The organism is Actinomadura syzygii (assembly GCF_008085905.1).
Lineage (GTDB): Bacteria > Actinomycetota > Actinomycetes > Streptosporangiales > Streptosporangiaceae > Spirillospora > Spirillospora syzygii.
Genome location: NZ_VSFF01000009.1, coordinates 261,413 through 279,399 on the forward strand (window position 1 = coordinate 261,413; position 17,987 = coordinate 279,399).

16 protein-coding genes are annotated in these 17,987 nt (G+C 71.1%); 4 read left to right on the forward strand and 12 right to left on the reverse strand.

What is annotated here, in order from left to right:
* The first annotated feature begins 19 nt into the window (after positions 1–19).
* The gene (locus tag FXF65_RS23990) at positions 20–1,678 is read left to right on the forward strand and encodes a serine/threonine-protein kinase (protein ID WP_148352261.1); all 1,659 of its coding nucleotides are present in this window, start codon (positions 20–22) and stop codon (positions 1,676–1,678) included.
* An 87-nt stretch (positions 1,679–1,765) separates the two neighbouring features.
* Here FXF65_RS23990 and FXF65_RS23995 read toward each other — a convergent pair whose 3' ends face one another.
* The 4 genes from FXF65_RS23995 to FXF65_RS24010 form a co-directional block, all read right to left on the reverse strand.
* Positions 1,766–2,605, reverse strand: coding sequence for an ATP-binding cassette domain-containing protein (locus FXF65_RS23995; protein ID WP_148352262.1), 840 nt, complete (start codon positions 2,603–2,605; stop codon positions 1,766–1,768).
* Positions 2,602–3,663, reverse strand: coding sequence for an ABC transporter permease (locus FXF65_RS24000; protein WP_148352263.1), 1,062 nt, complete (start codon positions 3,661–3,663; stop codon positions 2,602–2,604). The genes FXF65_RS23995 and FXF65_RS24000 overlap by 4 nt, the downstream gene beginning before the upstream one ends.
* Positions 3,660–4,649: a substrate-binding domain-containing protein gene (locus FXF65_RS24005; RefSeq protein WP_148352264.1), complete on the reverse strand. Its 990-nt coding sequence runs from the start codon at positions 4,647–4,649 to the stop codon at positions 3,660–3,662. The genes FXF65_RS24000 and FXF65_RS24005 overlap by 4 nt, the downstream gene beginning before the upstream one ends.
* A gap of 376 nt (positions 4,650–5,025) precedes the next feature.
* Positions 5,026–6,036 carry a Gfo/Idh/MocA family protein gene (locus FXF65_RS24010; RefSeq protein WP_148352265.1) on the reverse strand — a complete coding sequence of 337 codons (1,011 nt, stop codon included), beginning with the start codon at positions 6,034–6,036 and terminating at the stop codon, positions 5,026–5,028.
* Positions 6,037–6,214: 178 nt separating this feature from the next.
* Between FXF65_RS24010 and FXF65_RS24015 the strand changes: the two genes are divergently transcribed.
* Positions 6,215–7,720: a nitroreductase family deazaflavin-dependent oxidoreductase gene (locus FXF65_RS24015; protein ID WP_246199047.1), complete on the forward strand. Its 1,506-nt coding sequence runs from the start codon at positions 6,215–6,217 to the stop codon at positions 7,718–7,720.
* 31 nt (positions 7,721–7,751) lie between these two features.
* Here FXF65_RS24015 and FXF65_RS24020 read toward each other — a convergent pair whose 3' ends face one another.
* Positions 7,752–8,270 (reverse strand): VanZ family protein, encoded by a 519-nt coding sequence (locus tag FXF65_RS24020; RefSeq protein WP_148352266.1) that lies wholly within the window; start codon positions 8,268–8,270, stop codon positions 7,752–7,754.
* A 90-nt stretch (positions 8,271–8,360) separates the two neighbouring features.
* Positions 8,361–10,757, reverse strand: a complete 2,397-nt coding sequence (gene lon, locus FXF65_RS24025; protein WP_148352267.1) for an endopeptidase La — start codon at positions 10,755–10,757, stop codon at positions 8,361–8,363.
* Positions 10,758–10,937: 180 nt separating this feature from the next.
* Here lon and FXF65_RS24030 point away from each other — a divergent pair, with 180 nt between their 5' ends.
* Entirely contained in the window at positions 10,938–11,306 is a 369-nt protein-coding gene (locus FXF65_RS24030; protein ID WP_148352268.1) for a nuclear transport factor 2 family protein, read from the forward strand.
* Positions 11,307–11,392: 86 nt separating this feature from the next.
* Here the strand turns inward: FXF65_RS24030 and FXF65_RS24035 are convergent, their stop codons facing one another.
* The 6 genes from FXF65_RS24035 to FXF65_RS24060 all read right to left on the reverse strand — a co-directional run bounded on the left by FXF65_RS24035 (position 11,393) and on the right by FXF65_RS24060 (position 16,631).
* On the reverse strand, positions 11,393–12,220 hold the full coding sequence (locus tag FXF65_RS24035; protein ID WP_148352269.1) for an alpha/beta fold hydrolase: 828 nt from the start codon (positions 12,218–12,220) through the stop codon (positions 11,393–11,395).
* Between the two features lie 882 nt (positions 12,221–13,102).
* Entirely contained in the window at positions 13,103–13,210 is a 108-nt protein-coding gene (locus FXF65_RS46280) for a pentapeptide repeat-containing protein (RefSeq protein ID WP_148352270.1), read from the reverse strand.
* Positions 13,211–13,250: 40 nt separating this feature from the next.
* Positions 13,251–14,174: a bifunctional helix-turn-helix transcriptional regulator/GNAT family N-acetyltransferase gene (locus tag FXF65_RS24045; RefSeq protein ID WP_148352271.1), complete on the reverse strand. Its 924-nt coding sequence runs from the start codon at positions 14,172–14,174 to the stop codon at positions 13,251–13,253.
* Between the two features lie 79 nt (positions 14,175–14,253).
* Positions 14,254–14,580, reverse strand: coding sequence for a DUF3817 domain-containing protein (locus FXF65_RS24050; RefSeq protein WP_148352272.1), 327 nt, complete (start codon positions 14,578–14,580; stop codon positions 14,254–14,256).
* Positions 14,581–14,997: 417 nt separating this feature from the next.
* Positions 14,998–15,357, reverse strand: coding sequence for a hypothetical protein (locus tag FXF65_RS24055; RefSeq protein ID WP_148352273.1), 360 nt, complete (start codon positions 15,355–15,357; stop codon positions 14,998–15,000).
* A 53-nt stretch (positions 15,358–15,410) separates the two neighbouring features.
* Positions 15,411–16,631: a citrate synthase gene (locus tag FXF65_RS24060; RefSeq protein WP_148352274.1), complete on the reverse strand. Its 1,221-nt coding sequence runs from the start codon at positions 16,629–16,631 to the stop codon at positions 15,411–15,413.
* A gap of 66 nt (positions 16,632–16,697) precedes the next feature.
* Between FXF65_RS24060 and FXF65_RS24065 the strand changes: the two genes are divergently transcribed.
* Positions 16,698–17,939 carry a LeuA family protein gene (locus FXF65_RS24065; RefSeq protein WP_148352275.1) on the forward strand — a complete coding sequence of 414 codons (1,242 nt, stop codon included), beginning with the start codon at positions 16,698–16,700 and terminating at the stop codon, positions 17,937–17,939.
* The last annotated feature ends 48 nt before the right edge of the window (positions 17,940–17,987 follow it).

Consider the following 17,987-nt stretch of genomic DNA (forward strand, 5'->3'; position numbering starts at 1 on the left):
TAGCTTGAGGAGCGGGCCCGTGGCGGAATGGCGGGTGGCGGGGTTCGATGAGGTCCGCGAGCTGGGACGCGGCGGCCAGGGGCGGGTCGTGCTCGCGCGGCATGCCGGGAGCGGCACACCCGTCGCGATCAAGTACCTGCCCGCGGACGCCGACCCGGACGCGCGGGCGCGGTTCCGGGACGAGGCGCGGATGCTCGGGCAGGTCGACGACCCGCATGTGGCGCGGCTCTTCCGGCTCGTCGAGCACGACGACGACCTCGCCATCGTGATGGAGGCCGTGGACGGCGTCTCGTTCAAGGAGATCCTCGGCCGGTACGGGCGGCTGGAGCCGGAGGCGGCGCTGACCGTGCTCAGAGGGTCGCTGCTCGGCCTCGCCGCCGCACACGCGGTCGGCGTCGTGCACCGGGACTACAAGCCCGCGAACGTGATCGTCCCCGCGGACGGGCGCAGCAAGCTCATCGACTTCGGCATCGCCGCGCCCGAGGGCGCCGCGCCGGGCGGCGGCACTCCGCTCTACATGGCGCCCGAGCAGTGGCGCGGCGAACCGGCCACGCCCGCCGCCGACGTCTACGCGGCCACCTGCGTGTTCTTCGAGGCGCTGACGGGGCGCCGCCCGTACGGGGCCGGGGACCGCGCGTCGATCATGGCGGGGCACCTGTCCGGGGACGTCCCGGCGGAGGACGCGCCCGAGCCGCTGCGACCGCTCGTGGCGCAGGGCATGGCGAAGGACCCGGCGGACCGGCCCGCGAGCGCGGCGGCGTTCGTCGCCGAACTGGACGAGCTCGCCCGGACCGCCTACGGGCCGGACTGGGAGGCCCGCGGCGTGCGCGCCCTCGCCGGGACGGCCGTCGCCCTGGCCGCGCTGTTCCCGCTCGCCGCCGGGCTCGCCCCGGCCGCCGGTGCGGGAGCGGGAGCCGGCGCGGCCGCCGGGTCGTCCGGGATCCTCGCCGCCGTCGGCGCCAAGGCCGCGGTCGCGGTCGCGGGCACGGCCGTCGTCGGCGCGACCGCGGGCGGGATCGGCGTCTACGAGGCGACCAAGGAGGACCGGCCGCCCGCCGCGGTGCGGGCCGATCAGCCCCTGCCGGGCGTCCCGCTGCGGATCGGCCAGATCACGCTCAAGACCCCGGCGTTCTGGAAGACCTACGGGATCCCGTTCACCTGGACGAAGCCCAACGGGGAAGAGGAAAGGCCGCCGAGCGACAGCTTCTACGTGAGCACCTGGAGAACATGCTCCAAGGGCGAACCGGTAAGGGCGTCGCTCTCTCCCGGCCAGGCGTGGTGCCCCGGTGTCCATGTCCTCGGACGCTCCTTCCTCGATGACAGTTACGCCTACGTCGCGAACAGGTACTCGGCGTCCGACACCTATGCCTCGATGTTCAGCCAGGACGAGGGCATGAGCTGCCCCGAGCACGAGGATCTGCGCGCGGTCGGCGTCCAGGACGGGGCCCGGCTGACGGTGAACCGCCTCGCGGACGTCGGTTCCAAGAAGGCCGAGTACCGGGAATGGGTCGTCCCCTGCTACACGCGCGACGACCCCAGCGGGTACGGCCCCAACCGCAGGACCCGGTTCACCTACACCGAGCGCCTCTGGTACCTCCCGGTCTCCAAGGTCCTCATCGTGGACATCTGGAACACGCCGAACCTGGCCCGCATGCTCCAACACGCCGAGTGGGCCTGACCCTGCGGGACCTGCGTTCTCGGCGCTGGGCTAGCAGGAGGTGTCGCAGCGCCGAGTGGACCTGAACCCGCGCGACCGCCCGGAGGATTAGGGGTTGAGGGTCTCCTTTCTCAGTTCTTTGGCGGCTGCCGTGCCTGCGGCGGTGGTGTCCAGTTCGTGTGCGAGTTCCTCCAGTTCGCTGCCTCCCGCCATGAGAGCGGTCAGTTCGTCGCGGGTGATGTCGTTCTTGGCGTGGTAGCCGATGCTCTGTCCGCGGTTGAGGATCAGGAAGCGGTCGCCGACCGGGTAGGCGTGGTGCGGGTTGTGCGTGATGAAGATGACCGCGAGGCCGCGTTCGCGCGCCTGGACGACGTACCGGAGCACCACCCCGGCCTGCTTGACGCCGAGCGCGGCGGTGGGTTCGTCCAGGACGAGGGCCTTGGCGCCGAAGTAGACCGCGCGGGCGATCGCCACGCACTGCCGTTCGCCTCCGGAGAGGGTGCCGATGGGCTGGTTGACGTCCCGCAGGTCGATGCCCATCGCGGCCATTTCGCGGTGGGTGGTCTCGCGCATGAACTCGACGTCCATGACAGCGAAGCGCTTGCGCTTCTCTGAGCCTAGGAAGAAGTTGCGCCACACCGGCATCAGCGGGACGACGGCGAGGTCTTGGTAGACCGTGGCGATGCCACGGTCGAGCGCGTCGCGGGGCGACCCGAACGCGACCTTCTCGCCCTGGACCTCGTAGGTGCCGGTGTCGTGGCGGTGCAGTCCGGCGACGACCTTGATGAGCGTCGACTTGCCCGCGCCGTTGTCGCCGAGCACGCAGGTGACCTCGCCCTCGGACGCCTCCAAGCTGACGTCCCGCAGCGCGATGACGTTGCCGTAGTTCTTGCCGACGCCGGTCAGCCTGAGGAGCGGCGCCGCCGCCCCGGACGTCTTCTCCGTCATGACGACCGCTCCACTCTGCGCCGCACGATCAGGTTCACCACGGTGGCGATGAGGAGCATCGCGCCGAGGAAGAAGCGGAACCAGTCGGGGTTCCATTCGGCGTAGACGATGCCCTTGTTCGTCATGCCGAAGATGAACGCGCCGATCGCCGCGCCGATCGCCGACCCGTAGCCGCCGGTCAGCAGGCAGCCGCCGATGACGGCGCAGATGATGTAGAGGAACTCGTTGCCGACGCCCTCACCCGACTGGACGGTCGCGAACGCGAACACCAGGTGCATCCCGGAGAACCAGGCGCAGAACGCGACGCCCATGAACAGGCCGATCTTGACGCGGTCGACCGGGACGCCGACCGCGCGGGCGCTGCCCGCCGCGCCGCCCGCCGCGAAGATCCAGTTGCCGACGCGGGCGCGCAGCAGGATCCAGGTCGCGACCGCGACGAACAGCAGCCACCAGAACACCGTGACCTTGACGTTGACGCCGAGGACGTCGACGTCGGACGCGAACACGGTGCGAGCGCTGTCGAAGCCGTCCATGTCGCGGACGGAGTCGCTCGCGACGTTGCCGGTCAGCGCCTTCGTCACACCGAGGTTCAGGCCCGCCAGCATGAAGAACGTGGCGAGCGTGATGATGAAGCTCGGCAGCCGCGTCCGGACGTAGAGCAGGCCGTTCACCATGCCGAGACCGAGCGTCAGGACGAGGGAGATCACGACGCCCGCCCACACGTTCAGCGTGAACTGGTAGGCGGTGAGCGCGGCGATCAGCGCCGCGGACGTCACCATCACCCCGGCGGACAGGTCGAACTCGCCGCCGATCATCAGCAGCGAAACCCCGACCGCCATGATCCCGAACGTGGAGCTCGCGTACAGCACGGTCGAGAACGAGTCGGTCTGGAGGAACGAGTCGGCGACGAGCGAGAAGAACGCGAACAACGCGATCGCGCCGAGGAGCGCGCCGAGTTCGGGGCGGCCGAGCAGCCGCCGCAGCGGCGACTGCCGGGCCAGGCGCTCGTCGGGGCCGGGGGGCCGGGTCGCGGGCGGCTCCGCCACCGCGTGGGTCATCGGGTCCCCCGGGTGGCGAACGCCTCCAGCGCGGCGGCGTTCGCCTTCGTGACGATGGCCGGGCCGGTCAGCACCGGGCGGCCGCCGCCGAGGACGTTGCCGTTGTTCTTCAGCAGCCAGAGCTGGTCGACCGCCTCGTATCCCTGGAGGTAGGGCTGCTGGTCGACGGCGAACTGGATGTCGCCCGACTTGATCGAGGCGATGAGGTCCTTGTTCATGTCGAACGTGCCGATCTTGGCCTTGGCGTTGGTCTCCTCGACCGAGTCGACGGCCGTCGCGGCGAACGGCGCGCCCAGCGTCAGGATGCCGTCGATGCTCTTGTCGGCCTGCAGCTTGGCCGTGATGGACGACTTGACCTCCGGCATGTTCGTGCCCGGCACGAACAGGTTCTGCAGATCGCCGCCGAACGTCTTCTTCGCCCCGGCGCAGCGGTCTTCGAGGCCGACGTTGCCCTGCTCGTGGACGACGCACAGCGCCTTCTTCGCGCCGATCCGCGCCATCTCGGCGCCAGCGGCCTCACCGGCGATCGCCTCGTCCTGCCCGAAGTGGGCGACCGCGCCGAGCTTCGCCGACTCCCCCGCGCCGGAGTTGATCGACACGACCGGGATCTTCGCGGCGGCGGCGCGCGCCAGCGCGTCCTTCATCGCGTCGGGCTTGGCGAGGGTGACGATGATGCCGTCGACCTTCTTGTCGATCGCGGCCTGGACGAGCTGCGCCTGTCTGCCGCCGTCCGGGTCGGCGGAGTAGAGGAACTCGGTGTTGTCCTTCGCGGCGGCGGCCCGAGCGCCCTTTTGGATGATGTCCCAAAAAGTGTCGCCGGGGCCGGAGTGGGTGACCATGGCGATCTTCAGCCGGGGCCCGGCGCCCCCGGTGCTCTTCTCCGCCTTCTTGCCGCCCTCGCTGCTGCAGGCGGCCAGTGCCAGCAGCCCCGCCACCGCCAGGACCGCGAGGACCCTGGACGCTCCACCCGCGAAAACGCCTCTCATCGGCTGCTCTCCGTTTCTCCCCGAATGATCGGTCAGAGGAGTTGATCACAGAAGGCGGCGGCAGGCACCGGTGTTCCGACTTCGGCGCGGCAGCCGCTCGTGGGCGACCGCCCCGCTGGACGCCGACGCCTCCGTGACCGGGACGTCCCACACGATGCCCCACCGCCGGGGGCGTCTCCAAGGGGTCCGCGAGAATGTGGATAACCCCGCCGAGCGGCGCTCCCTGCGCGCCGTGACACACCAAAACATGATCATCGCGCGCTCCGGAAGAGGCCCTTCGACCTGTGGTTACACGGCGCATGATCAAGCCATTCAGACCGCGGCCATCGCGCCCCAGCCCGTCCTGTCGAGGCTCAGCGAGGTACTCCGGCGACCGTCATCGCCGCACCTCCTCGGTGCCGACGACCCGTCCCTCCTTCAAGGACAGCTCGCATGCCTCAGCGAGATAGAACGCTTCAAGTGCCTCTTCCGGTGGACATGGGTTGCCTCGCCGACCGGCAATCACATCCACGAAGGCACGGAGTTCCGCGTCGTAGGCGTCGGCGAACCGCTCCATGAAACCGCTGTAGACATGCCTCGCCCCGTTGCCTCGCTCCGGTAGCGCGGTCACGGGCGTACGCGCGTCCTGTCCCGTGACGACACTGTCCTTGGATCCGAAAAGTTCGAGGCGCGAGTCGTACCCCGCCGCGTTGTAGCGGGTGGCGGAGACGACCCCGAGCGTCCCGTCGTCCAGGAAGAGCAGGGCCGAGCCGGTGTCGACGTCGCCGCACTCGCGGAAGAACTCGTCCCCGCGGTTCGCTCCGGCGGCCATCACCCGGACGACCTCGCGCCCGGTCACGAACCGGATCAGGTCCAGGTCGTGGATGACGCAGTCGCGGAACAGCCCGCCGGACGCCCGGACGTACCCGGCGGGCGGCGGCGCGGGGTCGAAGCTGCACGACCGGACGGTGTGCAGCCAGCCGAGCCGTCCCGACGCCACGGCCTCGCGCGCGGCCGCGTTCCCGGCGTCGAACCGGCGCTGGAACCCCACCTGCACCGGCACCCCGGCGGCGGCGGACGCGGCCACGGCCTGGAACGTTCCATCAAGATCTGGGGCGAGCGGCTTCTCGCAGAACACCGGCATCCGGGCGGCCATCGCGCGCGCGACGAGGTCCGCGTGCGCGTCCGTGGCGGCCGCGACGACGAGCCCGTCGAGCCCGGCGGAGAACAGGCCCTCGACGGTGTCCGGCACGAAGGCGCGCGGCTCCGAAGGCAGGCGGGCGACGAGGTCGCGCGCGCGGACCGCGTCAACGTCCGCGATGACCAGGGCGTCCACCTCGGGCAGTGCGCAGAGGGCGGCGGCGTGGCGCGCACCGATGCGCCCCGCGCCGGCCAGTCCGATCCTCATCGATTCCCTCCCGGTCGGCGGTCAGGTGGGCCACGAGTGTGGCTGGCGCTCTCCGGCTCCGTCAACGAGCGGAGGCGGTCTTATCGGCCGGAAGATGTCCGAAAAACCGGCGGCTAGTCTGAAAGGCGCAGCGCGGTGGCTGTCAGCCAGTTCGAACCAAGCGCTAGGTTTGTCCGTCATGCGGGTTTTCGTCACCGGCGCCTCCGGGTTCGTCGGGTCCCATACCGTCCGCGCCCTCCTGGCGGCGGGACATCGCCCGCGCGCGCTTGTCCGCGACCCGGGGAAGACGACGAAAGTGCTACAGACCATCGGTGTCGCCGCCGAGGACGTGGAACTCGTCCCAGGAGACATGCTCGACGCGGATGCCGTGACCGAGGCGCTCGACGGTTGCGACGCCGCCATCCACACAGCCGCCGCGATCGGCGTGACCGGCGCTTCGGGCGACCTGGTCGACATCAACGTGCGCGGTACGCGAAACGTGGTCGGCGGCGCCGTCGCCAAGGGGCTGAGCCCGGTCATCCATGTGTCGACCGTCGCCGTGTTCGTCCCGCCGTCCGCCCGGGTCATCACCGCTCAGGGTGCTCTGGCGAATCCTCGCACCGCCTACGGACGCTCCAAGTTGGAGGCCGAACACTACGTGCGCAGTCTCCAGGACGAAGGCGCACCGGTCACGATCCTGTACCCGGGCGGTATTTGCGGCCCCCATCAACCTTCACTGGACGCCCTGATGGAGGGTCTCGCCGCCGCGCTCGGAAAGGTGTGGCCCCTACCCGGAGGCGGTGTGTCGGTCGTCGACGTCCGCGACGTGGGTGAGGCTTTGGCACGTTCCGTCGAAGCGAGGCAGGGGCCCAGCCGATGGCTCCTTGGCGGCCACTACCTGACATGGCCGCAGTACGCGGACCTGTGCGACCGCCTCACCGGCGTGAGGTGCCGCCGCATACGCGTCCCCAGCGCCGTCATGCTCGGACTCGGCTCCGCCCTGGACGCGGCCAAACGCGTCCGCACCTTCGACTACCCGCTCACCCGCGACGCCGCCGAGTTCATGGTGACGCTGGTGCCGACCGACGACCGTCCCGCCCTGGACGCGCTCGGCCTGATCCTGCGTCCCGTCGAGGAAACGGTCACCGACTCGGTGCGGTGGCTGGCCGACAGCGGCCATCTGAACCCGCGCCGGGCGGGACGCCTCGCGCCCCGCCCGAACACACCCGGAGGGAAACCGATGCCGACCCTCGTCCAGCGCGCGTTCGGTCCACTGTTCCAGCGGATCTCCGGTGCGGCGTGGTTCGCCAAGGTCGGCCCCAAGGTCGTGCCTCCGATCGACCGGGCGCTTCACAGGGTCACCGGAGGCCGCTTTCTCCTAGGGCAGCTCCTCGTCCCATCCCTAGTCCTGACGACGACCGGAGCCGTCAGCGGCCTGTCCCGCCAGACGCCGCTCGCCTGCCTGCCGGACACCGACCCCAAGGGCGGCTGGTACGTAGTCGGCTCCAACTTCGGACGCGAGAAACACCCCGCCTGGACGGGCAACCTCCTCAAGAACCCGGAGGCCGAGGTCAGTTTCCAGGGCCGCACAACCCCGGTCACGGCCCACCTCCTGGACGACGGCGAACGCACGGAGGTCTGGCCCCGCCTCACCGCCGTCTGGCCCGTCTACGACCGCTACGTGGAACGAACCCACGCCAGCTAAGGGTCTTCCACCTGACCCCGCGCTGACCCCCTCAAGCGCCGCGCAGAGTTCGGGAAAGTCGCCGCCCGAACAGAACATAAGCGACCACCACCCCCGCGACGTTGAGGATGACGTCGTCGACGTCGAAGGCCCGGCCGACCACGAAGGCCCCCTGGATCGTCTCGATCGCCAGCGACATGACCCCCGTGACGAGGGCCAGCCGCACCGGCCCGCGAAGGGACTTCCAGATCACCGGGAGAAGCACGCCCAAGGGCGCCAGCAGGACGAGATTGCCGCCCAACTGGAGAACGGCCTCCTTGGTAGGACGGTCCAGATAGAACCGCAGTGAACGTCCCGGATCGGTGTTCCCGCCCGCCTGCCCCCGGTCATGGACGGGCGTCAGGGTCAGCCTGAACGCGAAATAGAAGAAGACGCCGAGAAAGCCGAGCGCGATCGCCACCACGACCACGCGCAGGACCACCACGTACCAGGCCGCCTTTTCGCCAGGTACCGCACGCTGCCACATTTCCACCAACACCCGACGTTCGATCCCCGCCGTGGCGTCGCTCATGCGAGGCACCGGAATAAGGGACGACCGAATCCCCCATAGACGACGCGACGCCCGCGCCGGGCGCGAACCCGGCGCGGGCGTCCTCGCTGGTCAGGCCGCCACAGCGGTGGTGGTGGCCGGTTCGAGCGCGAGGTCCAGCACCTCGCGCACGTCGCTGACGGTGAAGACCGTCAGGTTGTCGAGCACCTCGTCCGGGACGTCCTCCAGGTCCGGCTCGTTGCGCTTCGGCACGATCGCGGTCGTGATGCCGAGCCGGGACGCGGCCAGCAGCTTCTGCTTGAGCCCGCCGATCGGCAGCACCCGCCCGGTCAGCGACACCTCGCCGGTCATCGCCACGTCCGCGCGGACCGGACGGCCCGACAGCAGCGACGCCAGGGCCGTCGTCATCGTGATGCCCGCACTCGGGCCGTCCTTCGGGATCGCGCCCGCCGGAACGTGGACGTGGACGCCGCGGTCCTTCAGGTCGCCGACCGGCAGCTCCAGCTCCGCGCCGCGCGAGCGCAGGTAGCTGAGCGCGATCCGGGCCGACTCCTTCATGACGTCGCCGAGCTGCCCCGTCAGCGTCACGCCCGTGTCGCCGGTCTCCCTGTCGGCCAGCGACGCCTCGATGTAGAGGACGTCGCCGCCCGCGCCGGTGACCGCGAGCCCGGTCGCGACGCCCGGCACGCCGGTCCGCCGCTCGTTCCGGCTCAGCTCGACCTCCGGGGTGAACCTCGGGCGTCCGAGGTAGCCCTTCAGGTCGTCCGCGCCGATCGAGACCGGCAGCGACGCCTTGCCGAGGGCCACGTTCGCCGCGACCTTCCGCAGCACCCGCGCGATCGAGCGGTCCAGGGACCGGACGCCGGCCTCCCGGGTGTACTCGGCCGCGAGCAGCCGCAGCGCGTCGTCGCCGAAGCCCACCTCGGCCGCCTCCAGGCCCGCCTTGTCGAGCTGGCGCGGCAGCAGGTGGTCGCGGGCGATGGTGACCTTCTCGTGCTCGGTGTAGCCGTCCAGCTCCACGAGCTCCATCCGGTCGAGCAGCGGGCCGGGGATCGCCTCCACCACGTTCGCGGTGGCGAGGAACAGCACGTCGCTCAGGTCAAGCTCGACCTCCAGGTAGTGGTCGCGGAAGGTGTGGTTCTGCTCGGGGTCGAGGACCTCCAGCAGCGCCGCGGTCGGGTCGCCGCGGTAGTCGGCGCCGACCTTGTCGACCTCGTCCAGCAGGACGACCGGGTTCATCGAGCCCGCCTCGCGGATGGCGCGGACGATCCGTCCCGGAAGCGCGCCGACGTACGTGCGGCGGTGTCCGCGGATCTCGGCCTCGTCGCGCACCCCGCCCAGCGCGACCCGGACGAACTCACGTCCCATGGCCCGCGCGACGGACTCGCCCAGCGAGGTCTTGCCCACGCCGGGAGGGCCGGTCAGGGCGAGGACGGCGCCGCTCCTGCGTCCGCCGACGACGCCCAGGCCCCGCTCCTCGCGGCGCTTGCGCACGGCCAGGTACTCGACGATGCGCTCCTTGACGTCGTCCAGCCCCGCGTGGTCGGCGTCGAGGATCTCGCGGGCGCCCGCGATGTCGTAGGCGTCCTCGGTGCGCTCGTTCCACGGGATGTCGAGGACGGTGTCCAGCCACGTGCGGATCCAGCCGCCCTCGGGCGAGGCGTCGGACGACCGCTCCAGCTTGTCGACCTCCTTCAGCGCCGCCTCGCGCACCTTCTCGGGGAGGTTCGCGGCCTCGATCCGGGCGCGGTAGTCGTCCTCCTCGTCGGCGGGGTCGCCGTTCAGCTCGGCCAGCTCCTTGCGGATGGCCTCCTGCTGCTGGCGCAGCAGGAACTCGCGCTGCGTCTTCTCCATCCCCTCCTGGACGTCCTTGCGGATCGTCTCCGCCACGTCCAGCTCGGCGAGGTGGTCGCGCGCCCAGCCGATCACCAGCGTGAGCCGCTCGACCACGTCCGGGGTCTCCAGCAGCTCGATCTTCTGCTCGTCGGACAGGTAGGGCGCGTACCCGGCGTTGTCCGCCAGGGTGGACGGGTCGTCGATCTGCTGGACGACGTCCACGACCTGCCAGGCGCCCCGCTTCTGCAGGATCGCGCTGACCAGGCCCTTGTACTCCTTCGCCAGCTCCTGCTCCCGGCCGGAGGCGGGCGGCGCGTCGAGCACCGTGCCCTCGACCCACAGCGCCGCGCCGGGACCGGTCGTCCCGGTGCCGATCCGCACCCGCGACACGCCGCGGACGACCGCGCCCGGCTCGCCGCCGGGCAGCCGTCCCTCCTGCTCGATCACGCCGAGGGTGCCGACTCCGGCGTACCGCCCGTCCAGCCTGGGGACGAGCAGCACGCGCGGCTTGCCCGCCGACCGGATGCCCGGCCCCTTGGCCTGCGCCACCGCCCGCGCCGCCTCGATGGCCGCGCGGACCTCGCTCTCCGACAGGTCGAGGGGAACCACCATGCCGGGCAGAACGACCCCGTCGTCCAGGGGCAGCACCGGCAGCGTCAGGGTCTCGCTCATGCTCAGCTCCAAGTCCGTCTAGAGGACCCAACCCGTCAAGTTGAGTCATACACACTCAAGAAAACGGAGCAGCAATTTGTTTCCGCAGCAACGTTCGCTCTCAGCGATCACGCACCCTGCTACGCTGGGCGCTTGCACTTAGCAAGCACTCTTCACATCCCACCTGGAGGACGAGCGGCCATGTCGCGGAACACCGACACCGTCAACGCCTACCTCGACGGCTTCCGGAAGAACGACCACGCGCAGATCCTGTCCTGCCTGACCGACGACATCGAGTGGACGGTCTTCGGCGGCTTCCACCTGACCGGCAAGGACGCCTACGACAAGGCGATCGACGGCGCGCCCCACTTCATCGACCCGCCCGAGCTGGAGGTCGTGCGCATGGTTGAGCAGGACGACGTCGTCATGGCGGAGATCAACGGCGTGGCCCGGCGCGCCGAGGGCGGCGAGATGCGCATGTCCATGGCCGAGGTGTTCGTCATGCGGGACGGCAAGATCGCCGAGCGGCGCGCGTGGGTGATCGAACTGAAGGAGAACCACTTCCGCTGACGGCCGGCGGCCGGGGCCCGAGACCCGGGCGGGCGGCGGGCCCCGTCGCCGCCCGCCCGCCAGGCGCCCCTGGCGCCCGGGAGCTCTCAGATCGCCATGAACTCCAGCAGGTCGGCGATGAAGCGCTCCTTGTCGCCGGGGACGAGCGCGATTCCGTGCGACGAGCCCTCGTACACCTTGAACGTCGCGTTCGGAATGATCTGCGCGGCCTTGCGGCCGGTGGCGTCGATCGGCACGATCTGGTCGTCGTCGCCGTGCACGATCAGGGTCGGGACGTCGAACGCCCGCAGATCCTCGTGGAAGTCGGTCTCGGCGAAGGCCGTCACGCAGTCCACGCCCGCCTTGACGCTCTCCTGCATCGCCATGAACCAGAACGCGTCCTGGTTCCCCTGGGTCGCCTTCGTCCCCGGACGGTTCGCGCCGAAGAACGGCGCCGAGGCGTCCCTCCAGTACTGGGACCGCTCCGCCAGGATGCCGTCCTTGATGTCGTCGAACACCTCCGGCGGCACGCCCTCGGGATTGTCGGGCGTCCGCATCATCAGCGGCGGGATCGCCGACAGCAGGACGGCCTTGGACACGCGGCTCGTCCCGTGGCGGCCGATGTAGCGGGCCAGTTCGCCGCCGCCCATCGAGTGGGCGACGAGCACGACGTCCCACAGGCCGAGCGCGTCGATCAGGTCGTTGAGGTCGTCGGCGAACGTGTCGAAGTCGTAGCCCTCCCAGGGCTGGCTGGACCGCCCGTGCCCGCGCCGGTCGTGGGCGATGCCCCGGTACCCGGCGTCGGCGACCGCCATCATCTGGTCGTCCCAGGCGTCCGCGTTCAGCGGCCAGCCGTGGATGAACAGGACGGGCTGCCCCCTGCCCCAGTCCTTGTAGTGGATCTCGTTGCCGTCACGCGTCTTGACGAAGCCCATCGTTGCCTCCCCCAAAGCGTCGTCGATGGTCCGGACCCGTTTTCGGGTCGCACACGGTGGCCTCTTCCCCGAAAATCGCGAAATCTGCCCGTCTTGGCAGTTCGGGACGGCAAGGCAATGCGATGGCAAAGTCCGGCCCTCGGCGGCGATTCTTTGCGCCGGTGCCGGTTTACGCGCCCATGACGCGCGGGTACCTACCGCAACGAGATCGTGACACTGGGTGAACGAAAGATCATCGGGACGGCAAAGTCCCAGGTCCAGCGGCGGGAGGGGTCGGCATGCGGTATTTCCCGGAACGGCCCCGCCCGCGCGGTGCTCGGCGTACGGGCGCGCGTGTCACGCCGCGCGCCTTCCCGCAGGGCCCGGTCCGTACGGCCGAGGGCGTCCGCGGCCTGGTTCCCCGCGGCAGGCACCGTACCCGGACGGGTGCCGCCGCGCGAACGCGCGGCGGCACACCTCGGGTCCTCGGCCGTACCGGACCGGCGCACCTCCCCGGCGGCGCGGCTCGCGCGATCGACCATCCCCGGACCCCGGTACCGCATGCCCCCGCGGCGCCGGCGTCCCCCACCGGCCGGGCCGGCGGCATCCTCCAGCCGTGCCGCCGACCCGGCCGCAGGCATCCGGGCGCCGCGGCGGCGCCCGCTCCGACACGCCGACCGGCCCGTCCGGCCGGCCCGGAGCGGAGAGGAGGTGGGAGCCAGTCCCCAGCAGAACCGGCGCTACGCCGGTGAACACAGGCGGCCGGAACTCCGTCCGACCCCCGTCCCGGCCGCCCGCGCAGTAAGGGATCGCTGCGGAGCCGGGCCCGTGGAGCCAACGAAGCCCCACGGGCCACGGTTCATGGCCGCCGGGTCCTTGGCAGCGGGTTCATAGCGCCCTGCTTCATGTCGCCCGGTTCATGGCCGCTTGGCTCGTGGCCGCTTGGTTCATGTCGGCCCGGTTCATGTCGGCCCGGTTCATGTCGGCCCGGTTCATGTCGGCCCGGTTCATGGCCGCTTGGCTCACGGGCGACCGGATTCGAGGGCTGGGATCACAGGCGTTTGCGCCAGATTTGGCCGTGGACCACGTCTCCGAAGCGCTCGACGGGCGGCTCCTCCTCGTCCAGGACGAAACCCTCCCGCTCGTAGACGCGGTGCGCCGCGCGTTGGAGCGCCGTGGTCCAGAGCATGATCTCCTTGTATCCGGTCTCGGCCGCGAAGCGGACGCACTCGCCGACCAGCGCGGCGCCGACGCCCGTCCCGCGGGCGCCCGGCTCGACGTGCAGCAGCCGGAGCTGGGCGACGTCGTCGGTCCGGCGGACGCAGAACACGCCGCCGACCCGCTCCCCGCCGCTCTCGGCGATCCAGGCGTTCTCCCGCTCCGGGTCGTGGTCCTGGACGTACTCCGCGACGACCTTCGCGACGAGGGCCTCGTAGGTGCGGTCCCAGCCGACCTCCTGGTCGTAGAGGGCGCCGTTGCGCTCGACCACCCAGCCGAGGTCGCCGGGACGGAGCGGGCGCAGCACGAAGTCGTCCGGGCGCGGGCGGTCCCCGAGGATGCCGTGGATGGTGCTCATCGCGGCGACGAGGCGGCGTCGGTCGGCGGCGGGCAGCCCGTCCAGCAGGTCGCGGATCTCGGCCACGGACCGCTCGTCCAGCATCGCGAACACCTCCCTGCCGCGCGGCGTGAGCCGGACGATCTGGCGGCGCGCGTCGCCCGCCGCGCGCTCGCGGGCGACCAGCCCGTCGGTCTCGAACCGCGCGAGCATCCGGCTGAGGTAGCCCGCGTCCAGGTCGAGGACGCGGCGCAGCGCGAGGACCTCGGTGTCCTCGCGCTGGGCCAGCTCGAAGATCACCCTCGCCTCGGTCAGGGAGTACGGGGTCTTGACGAGCCCTTCGCCGAGCACTCCGATGACGCCGGTGTAGAACCGGTTGAACGCGCGGACCGTTCCGACGTCCCCCTCGGTGGCCTCCATCCGCACCCCTCCAAACGTTTGACTCAGTCAAACGTTAGTCGACGGGGCACCCGATTCGCCAGCCCTTCCGGCCGACGGATCAGGCGTTCACCTCGGCCTTCGCGTCCTGCCGCAGCCCACGCGCCTCGCGCACGACCTTGCGCTCGACATAGAACGTCATCAGCGGAACGAAACCGCCCACCACGATCAGCGCCATCCGGCTCAGCGGCCACCCCGTCCGCCGCCACATGTCGTACGCCGCCACCAGGTAGACCATGTAGACCACACCGTGGATCTGCGCCACGATGCCCGCCATCGCGGGCATGTCGGTCGGCCCGTACTTCAAGACCATCCCGATCGCCAGCAGCACGAGCAACGTGCCGACCACCAGAGCCAGGATCCGGTACCTGGTTACCGCGCCTTCCACTAAAGCCTTCTCTCTCTTTACCCAGGGGGGCGACCCCCTGGAACCCCCGTTGCTCGCGAGGGGCCGTTTCCCCGAGTCCGCGTTCGCGGCTCGGGAAAACGGCCCCTCGCTCGGCGGGTCGGGCGGCCTCCGGCCTTGGCGGCCTGCGGCCGCCCGACCCGTGGCCCCGGTTGAGGTTCCCGGTTAAGGCAGGTTCGCCGGTTCAGGCTTGCCGCATTGGGCTTGCCGCTTCCAAGCTCGCCGCCTCCGCGCTTGCCGTTCCGGGCTTGCCGCTTCCGCTTCTGCCGCGCTGGGCTCGTCGGGTCCGGGTTTGCCGCTCCGGGTTTGCTGTTGGGGTTATCGGTTGAGGTTGTTGGTTCGGTTGCCCTTGGGATTGTCCCTTGGGGTGGGTGCGCCCGCGCCCGGCTGGCCGCTTCGTCAGCGGGGGGTGCCGTTGGTTTCGGAGTTCAGGCGGGCCAGGTAGCGGTTGTAGGCCGCGAGGGCCGGGTCCTCTTCCTCCTGGCGACGGATGATCTCGCGCTTGACCTCGTCCTCGGCGGGCTCCTCCAGGACGGCGGGCGCGGGAGCCGTGCCGGACCGCTCGTCGCGGATCATCTTGACCCACATCACGATCACGAAGATCGCGAAGATCGGCCATTCGAAGGTGTAGGCCCAGCTCCGGTCGTTGCCGCTCTGGGCGCGGTCGTACTGCCACCAGCCGAAGCCGAGGAAGGCGCCGCACAGCGTGATCGCGATCGCGTGCAGCCCTATCCAGCCAGGGGTGAGAAACCGTCGCACGTCAACGAGCGTACCCCCGGTCCCGCGGAGAGCCGCCCCGACCCCGGTGATCGTCAGGCCGACGGCAGCGGCGGGCCCGTGTAGACGGCGCGCGGACGCAGCGGACCGCCCCGTCCGTACTCCTCCAGCGCGTGCGCCAGCCACCCGGCGGTGCGCGCCACCGCGAAGATCGCCTCGCCCGCGCCGGGGACGAGCCCGGCCACCGCGCCCAGCGTGGCCAGCGCGAAGTCGACGTTGGGCGCGGGCAGCCGGCGGCGCGCGGCCTCGGCGAGGACGGCGTCCGCGGCGGCGACGCGGTCGTTCCCCGGGGCGGCGGCTCGGACGAGGTCCAGCAGCGCCGTCGCGCGGCCGTCGCCCGCCTTGTAGACCGCGTGTCCGAACCCGGGGACGCGCTCGCCGCCGCGCAGCCGCTCCCCCAGCGCCCGTCCGGCGGACGTGGGATCGGCGACCTCGGCCAGCAGGCGTTCCGCGCCGTACGACGCGCCGCCGTGCAGCGGGCCGCTCGCGACGCCGAGGCCGGACGCGACGACGGCGTACGGGTCGGCGCGCACCGAGGCCGCCACCCGCGCGGCGACCGTGGACGCGGCCAGCTCGTGGTCGGCCAGCAGGATCATGGCGGACTCGAACGCGCGCAGCAGGCCCGGCTCGGGGGCGTGCGGGCACAGCCGGTCCCAGAGGCGCTCGGCCAGGCGGCCCTCGCGGGCGGACGGGCGCGACGGCGGGAGGGCTTCGACCAGGCCCGCGACGAGGGCTCGTCCGGTGACGACGACGCCCTCGGGGTCGAGGTGGTGGCGCAGCGGGTCGGCGGTGGCGAGGGCGGTGGCGATGAGCTGGAGCCGGTCGAGCGGGAGAAGGTCCGCGGGGAGGCCGGACTGGGCGGCGACGGCCCTATCGACGCCGTCCGCCTGCGCCTGCCAGACGTGTTCATTGGTTTCGCTGGACGTCCAGAGCCAGGTCGCGACGTCCTCGAAAGTGGCGTCTTCGGTCAGGGCCAGGACGTCGCGTCCCCGGTAGTACGGGCGGTCGGGGCCGAGCGCGGTGATCGCCGACTCGATCGCCAGCTCGCCGGGGCCGGGCGGACGGCGCGGCCTGCCGCGCCGGGCCAGCTCCTCGACCTGGGCGGCGTCGAAGAGGCTGCGGCGGCCGTCGGCGGCGTGCCGGCGGCGCAGCACGCCCCGGCTCACGTAGGCGTACAGCGTGGCGGGCTTCACACCGAGCCGCTCGGCCGCCGCCCGCGCGTCGATCCAGCCGTCGAGCTGGTCGTTCTCGCTCATGTCAACGTCCCAGTATTGATTTTCGTCAATATTGATACACATGGATTCCAGTGTCAATCTGAAGGCATGCCACAGATTCACTTCCTTGACGTCACCAACCGCGACGGCGTTCAGACGGCCCGGACCGGGCTCTCGAAGTTCGGCAAGACGATGGTGAACTTCTACCTGGGACGGCTGGGCGCGGCGCAGTCGGAGATCGGCTTCCCGTTCCTGTTCCACGAGGTCCCCTACGTCCGGGCGCAGCTCGCGCTGGCGGAGGCGGGCGCGTTCGGCGGGCTGCGGCTGTCCGGCTGGTGCCGGGGCGTCGCGCGGGACGTGGAGAAGGCCGCCGAGGTGCGGGCGGGCGGCACCGGGCTCGCGCACTACAACCTGTCGATCTCCACGTCCGACTACATGATCGCGAACAAGTTCCGCGGCCGGCTGGACCGGGACGCGATCGTCCGCGAGATGGTCGCGGCCGTCCGGACGGCGAAGGCGGCCGGGGCGCTGACGGTCGGGGTCAACGCCGAGGACGGCTCCCGCACCGACGACGGCTTCCTCACCGAGTTCGCGCTCGCCGCGAAGGAGGCCGGGGCCGACCGCGTCCGGTACTGCGACACGATCGGCGGCGACACGCCGGAGCGCGTCAGGGAGCGCTTCGCCAGGCTGGCGTCCGCCGTGGGGATGCCGGTCGAGACCCACTGCCACAACGACCTCGGCCTGGCCGTGGCGAACTCCATCAGCGGCGCGCTCGGCGACCTGGAGGCCGGGCAGGACGCCTGGATCAACACGTGCGTCAACGGGATCGGCGAACGGTCGGGCAACGCCGACCTCCTTTCGACCATCCTCGCCTTCCGGCACGGGTTCGGGCTGGAGAAGCACGGCGCCGGGATCGGGGACCCGATCGACCTGTCCTGGGCGCGGCGCTTCGCGCTGTGGGCGAGCTACGCCTTCGGCCAACCGCTCCCCTACAACCAGGTCGGTGTCGGACGGAACGCGTTCGCGCACGAGTCCGGCATCCACGCGGACGGCGCGCTGAAAGACCACGGCAACTACGAGCTCTACGACGAGGAGACGCTCGGCCCGTTCCCGGAGGACTGGCACACCCGTCCGGGACGGGTCGTCCTCACCGGCGAGTACGGCGGCAAGGCCGGGTTCCGGCACGTCATGGACGGACTGGGCATCGACTCCGTCGACGAGGACCTCGCGTTCAAGCTCGTCCAGCTCTGCAACGCGCAGACGGGGCGTCCGCTCACCGACGACGAACTGCGTCTGATCGGCACCCATCCGCGTGAACTCGCCCTTCTCTTCCCCGGTCAACTCGGCTGATCTTCCAATGCGCCGCGCTTTGTCGGTGCGTGGCCGTACGTTCTCGGC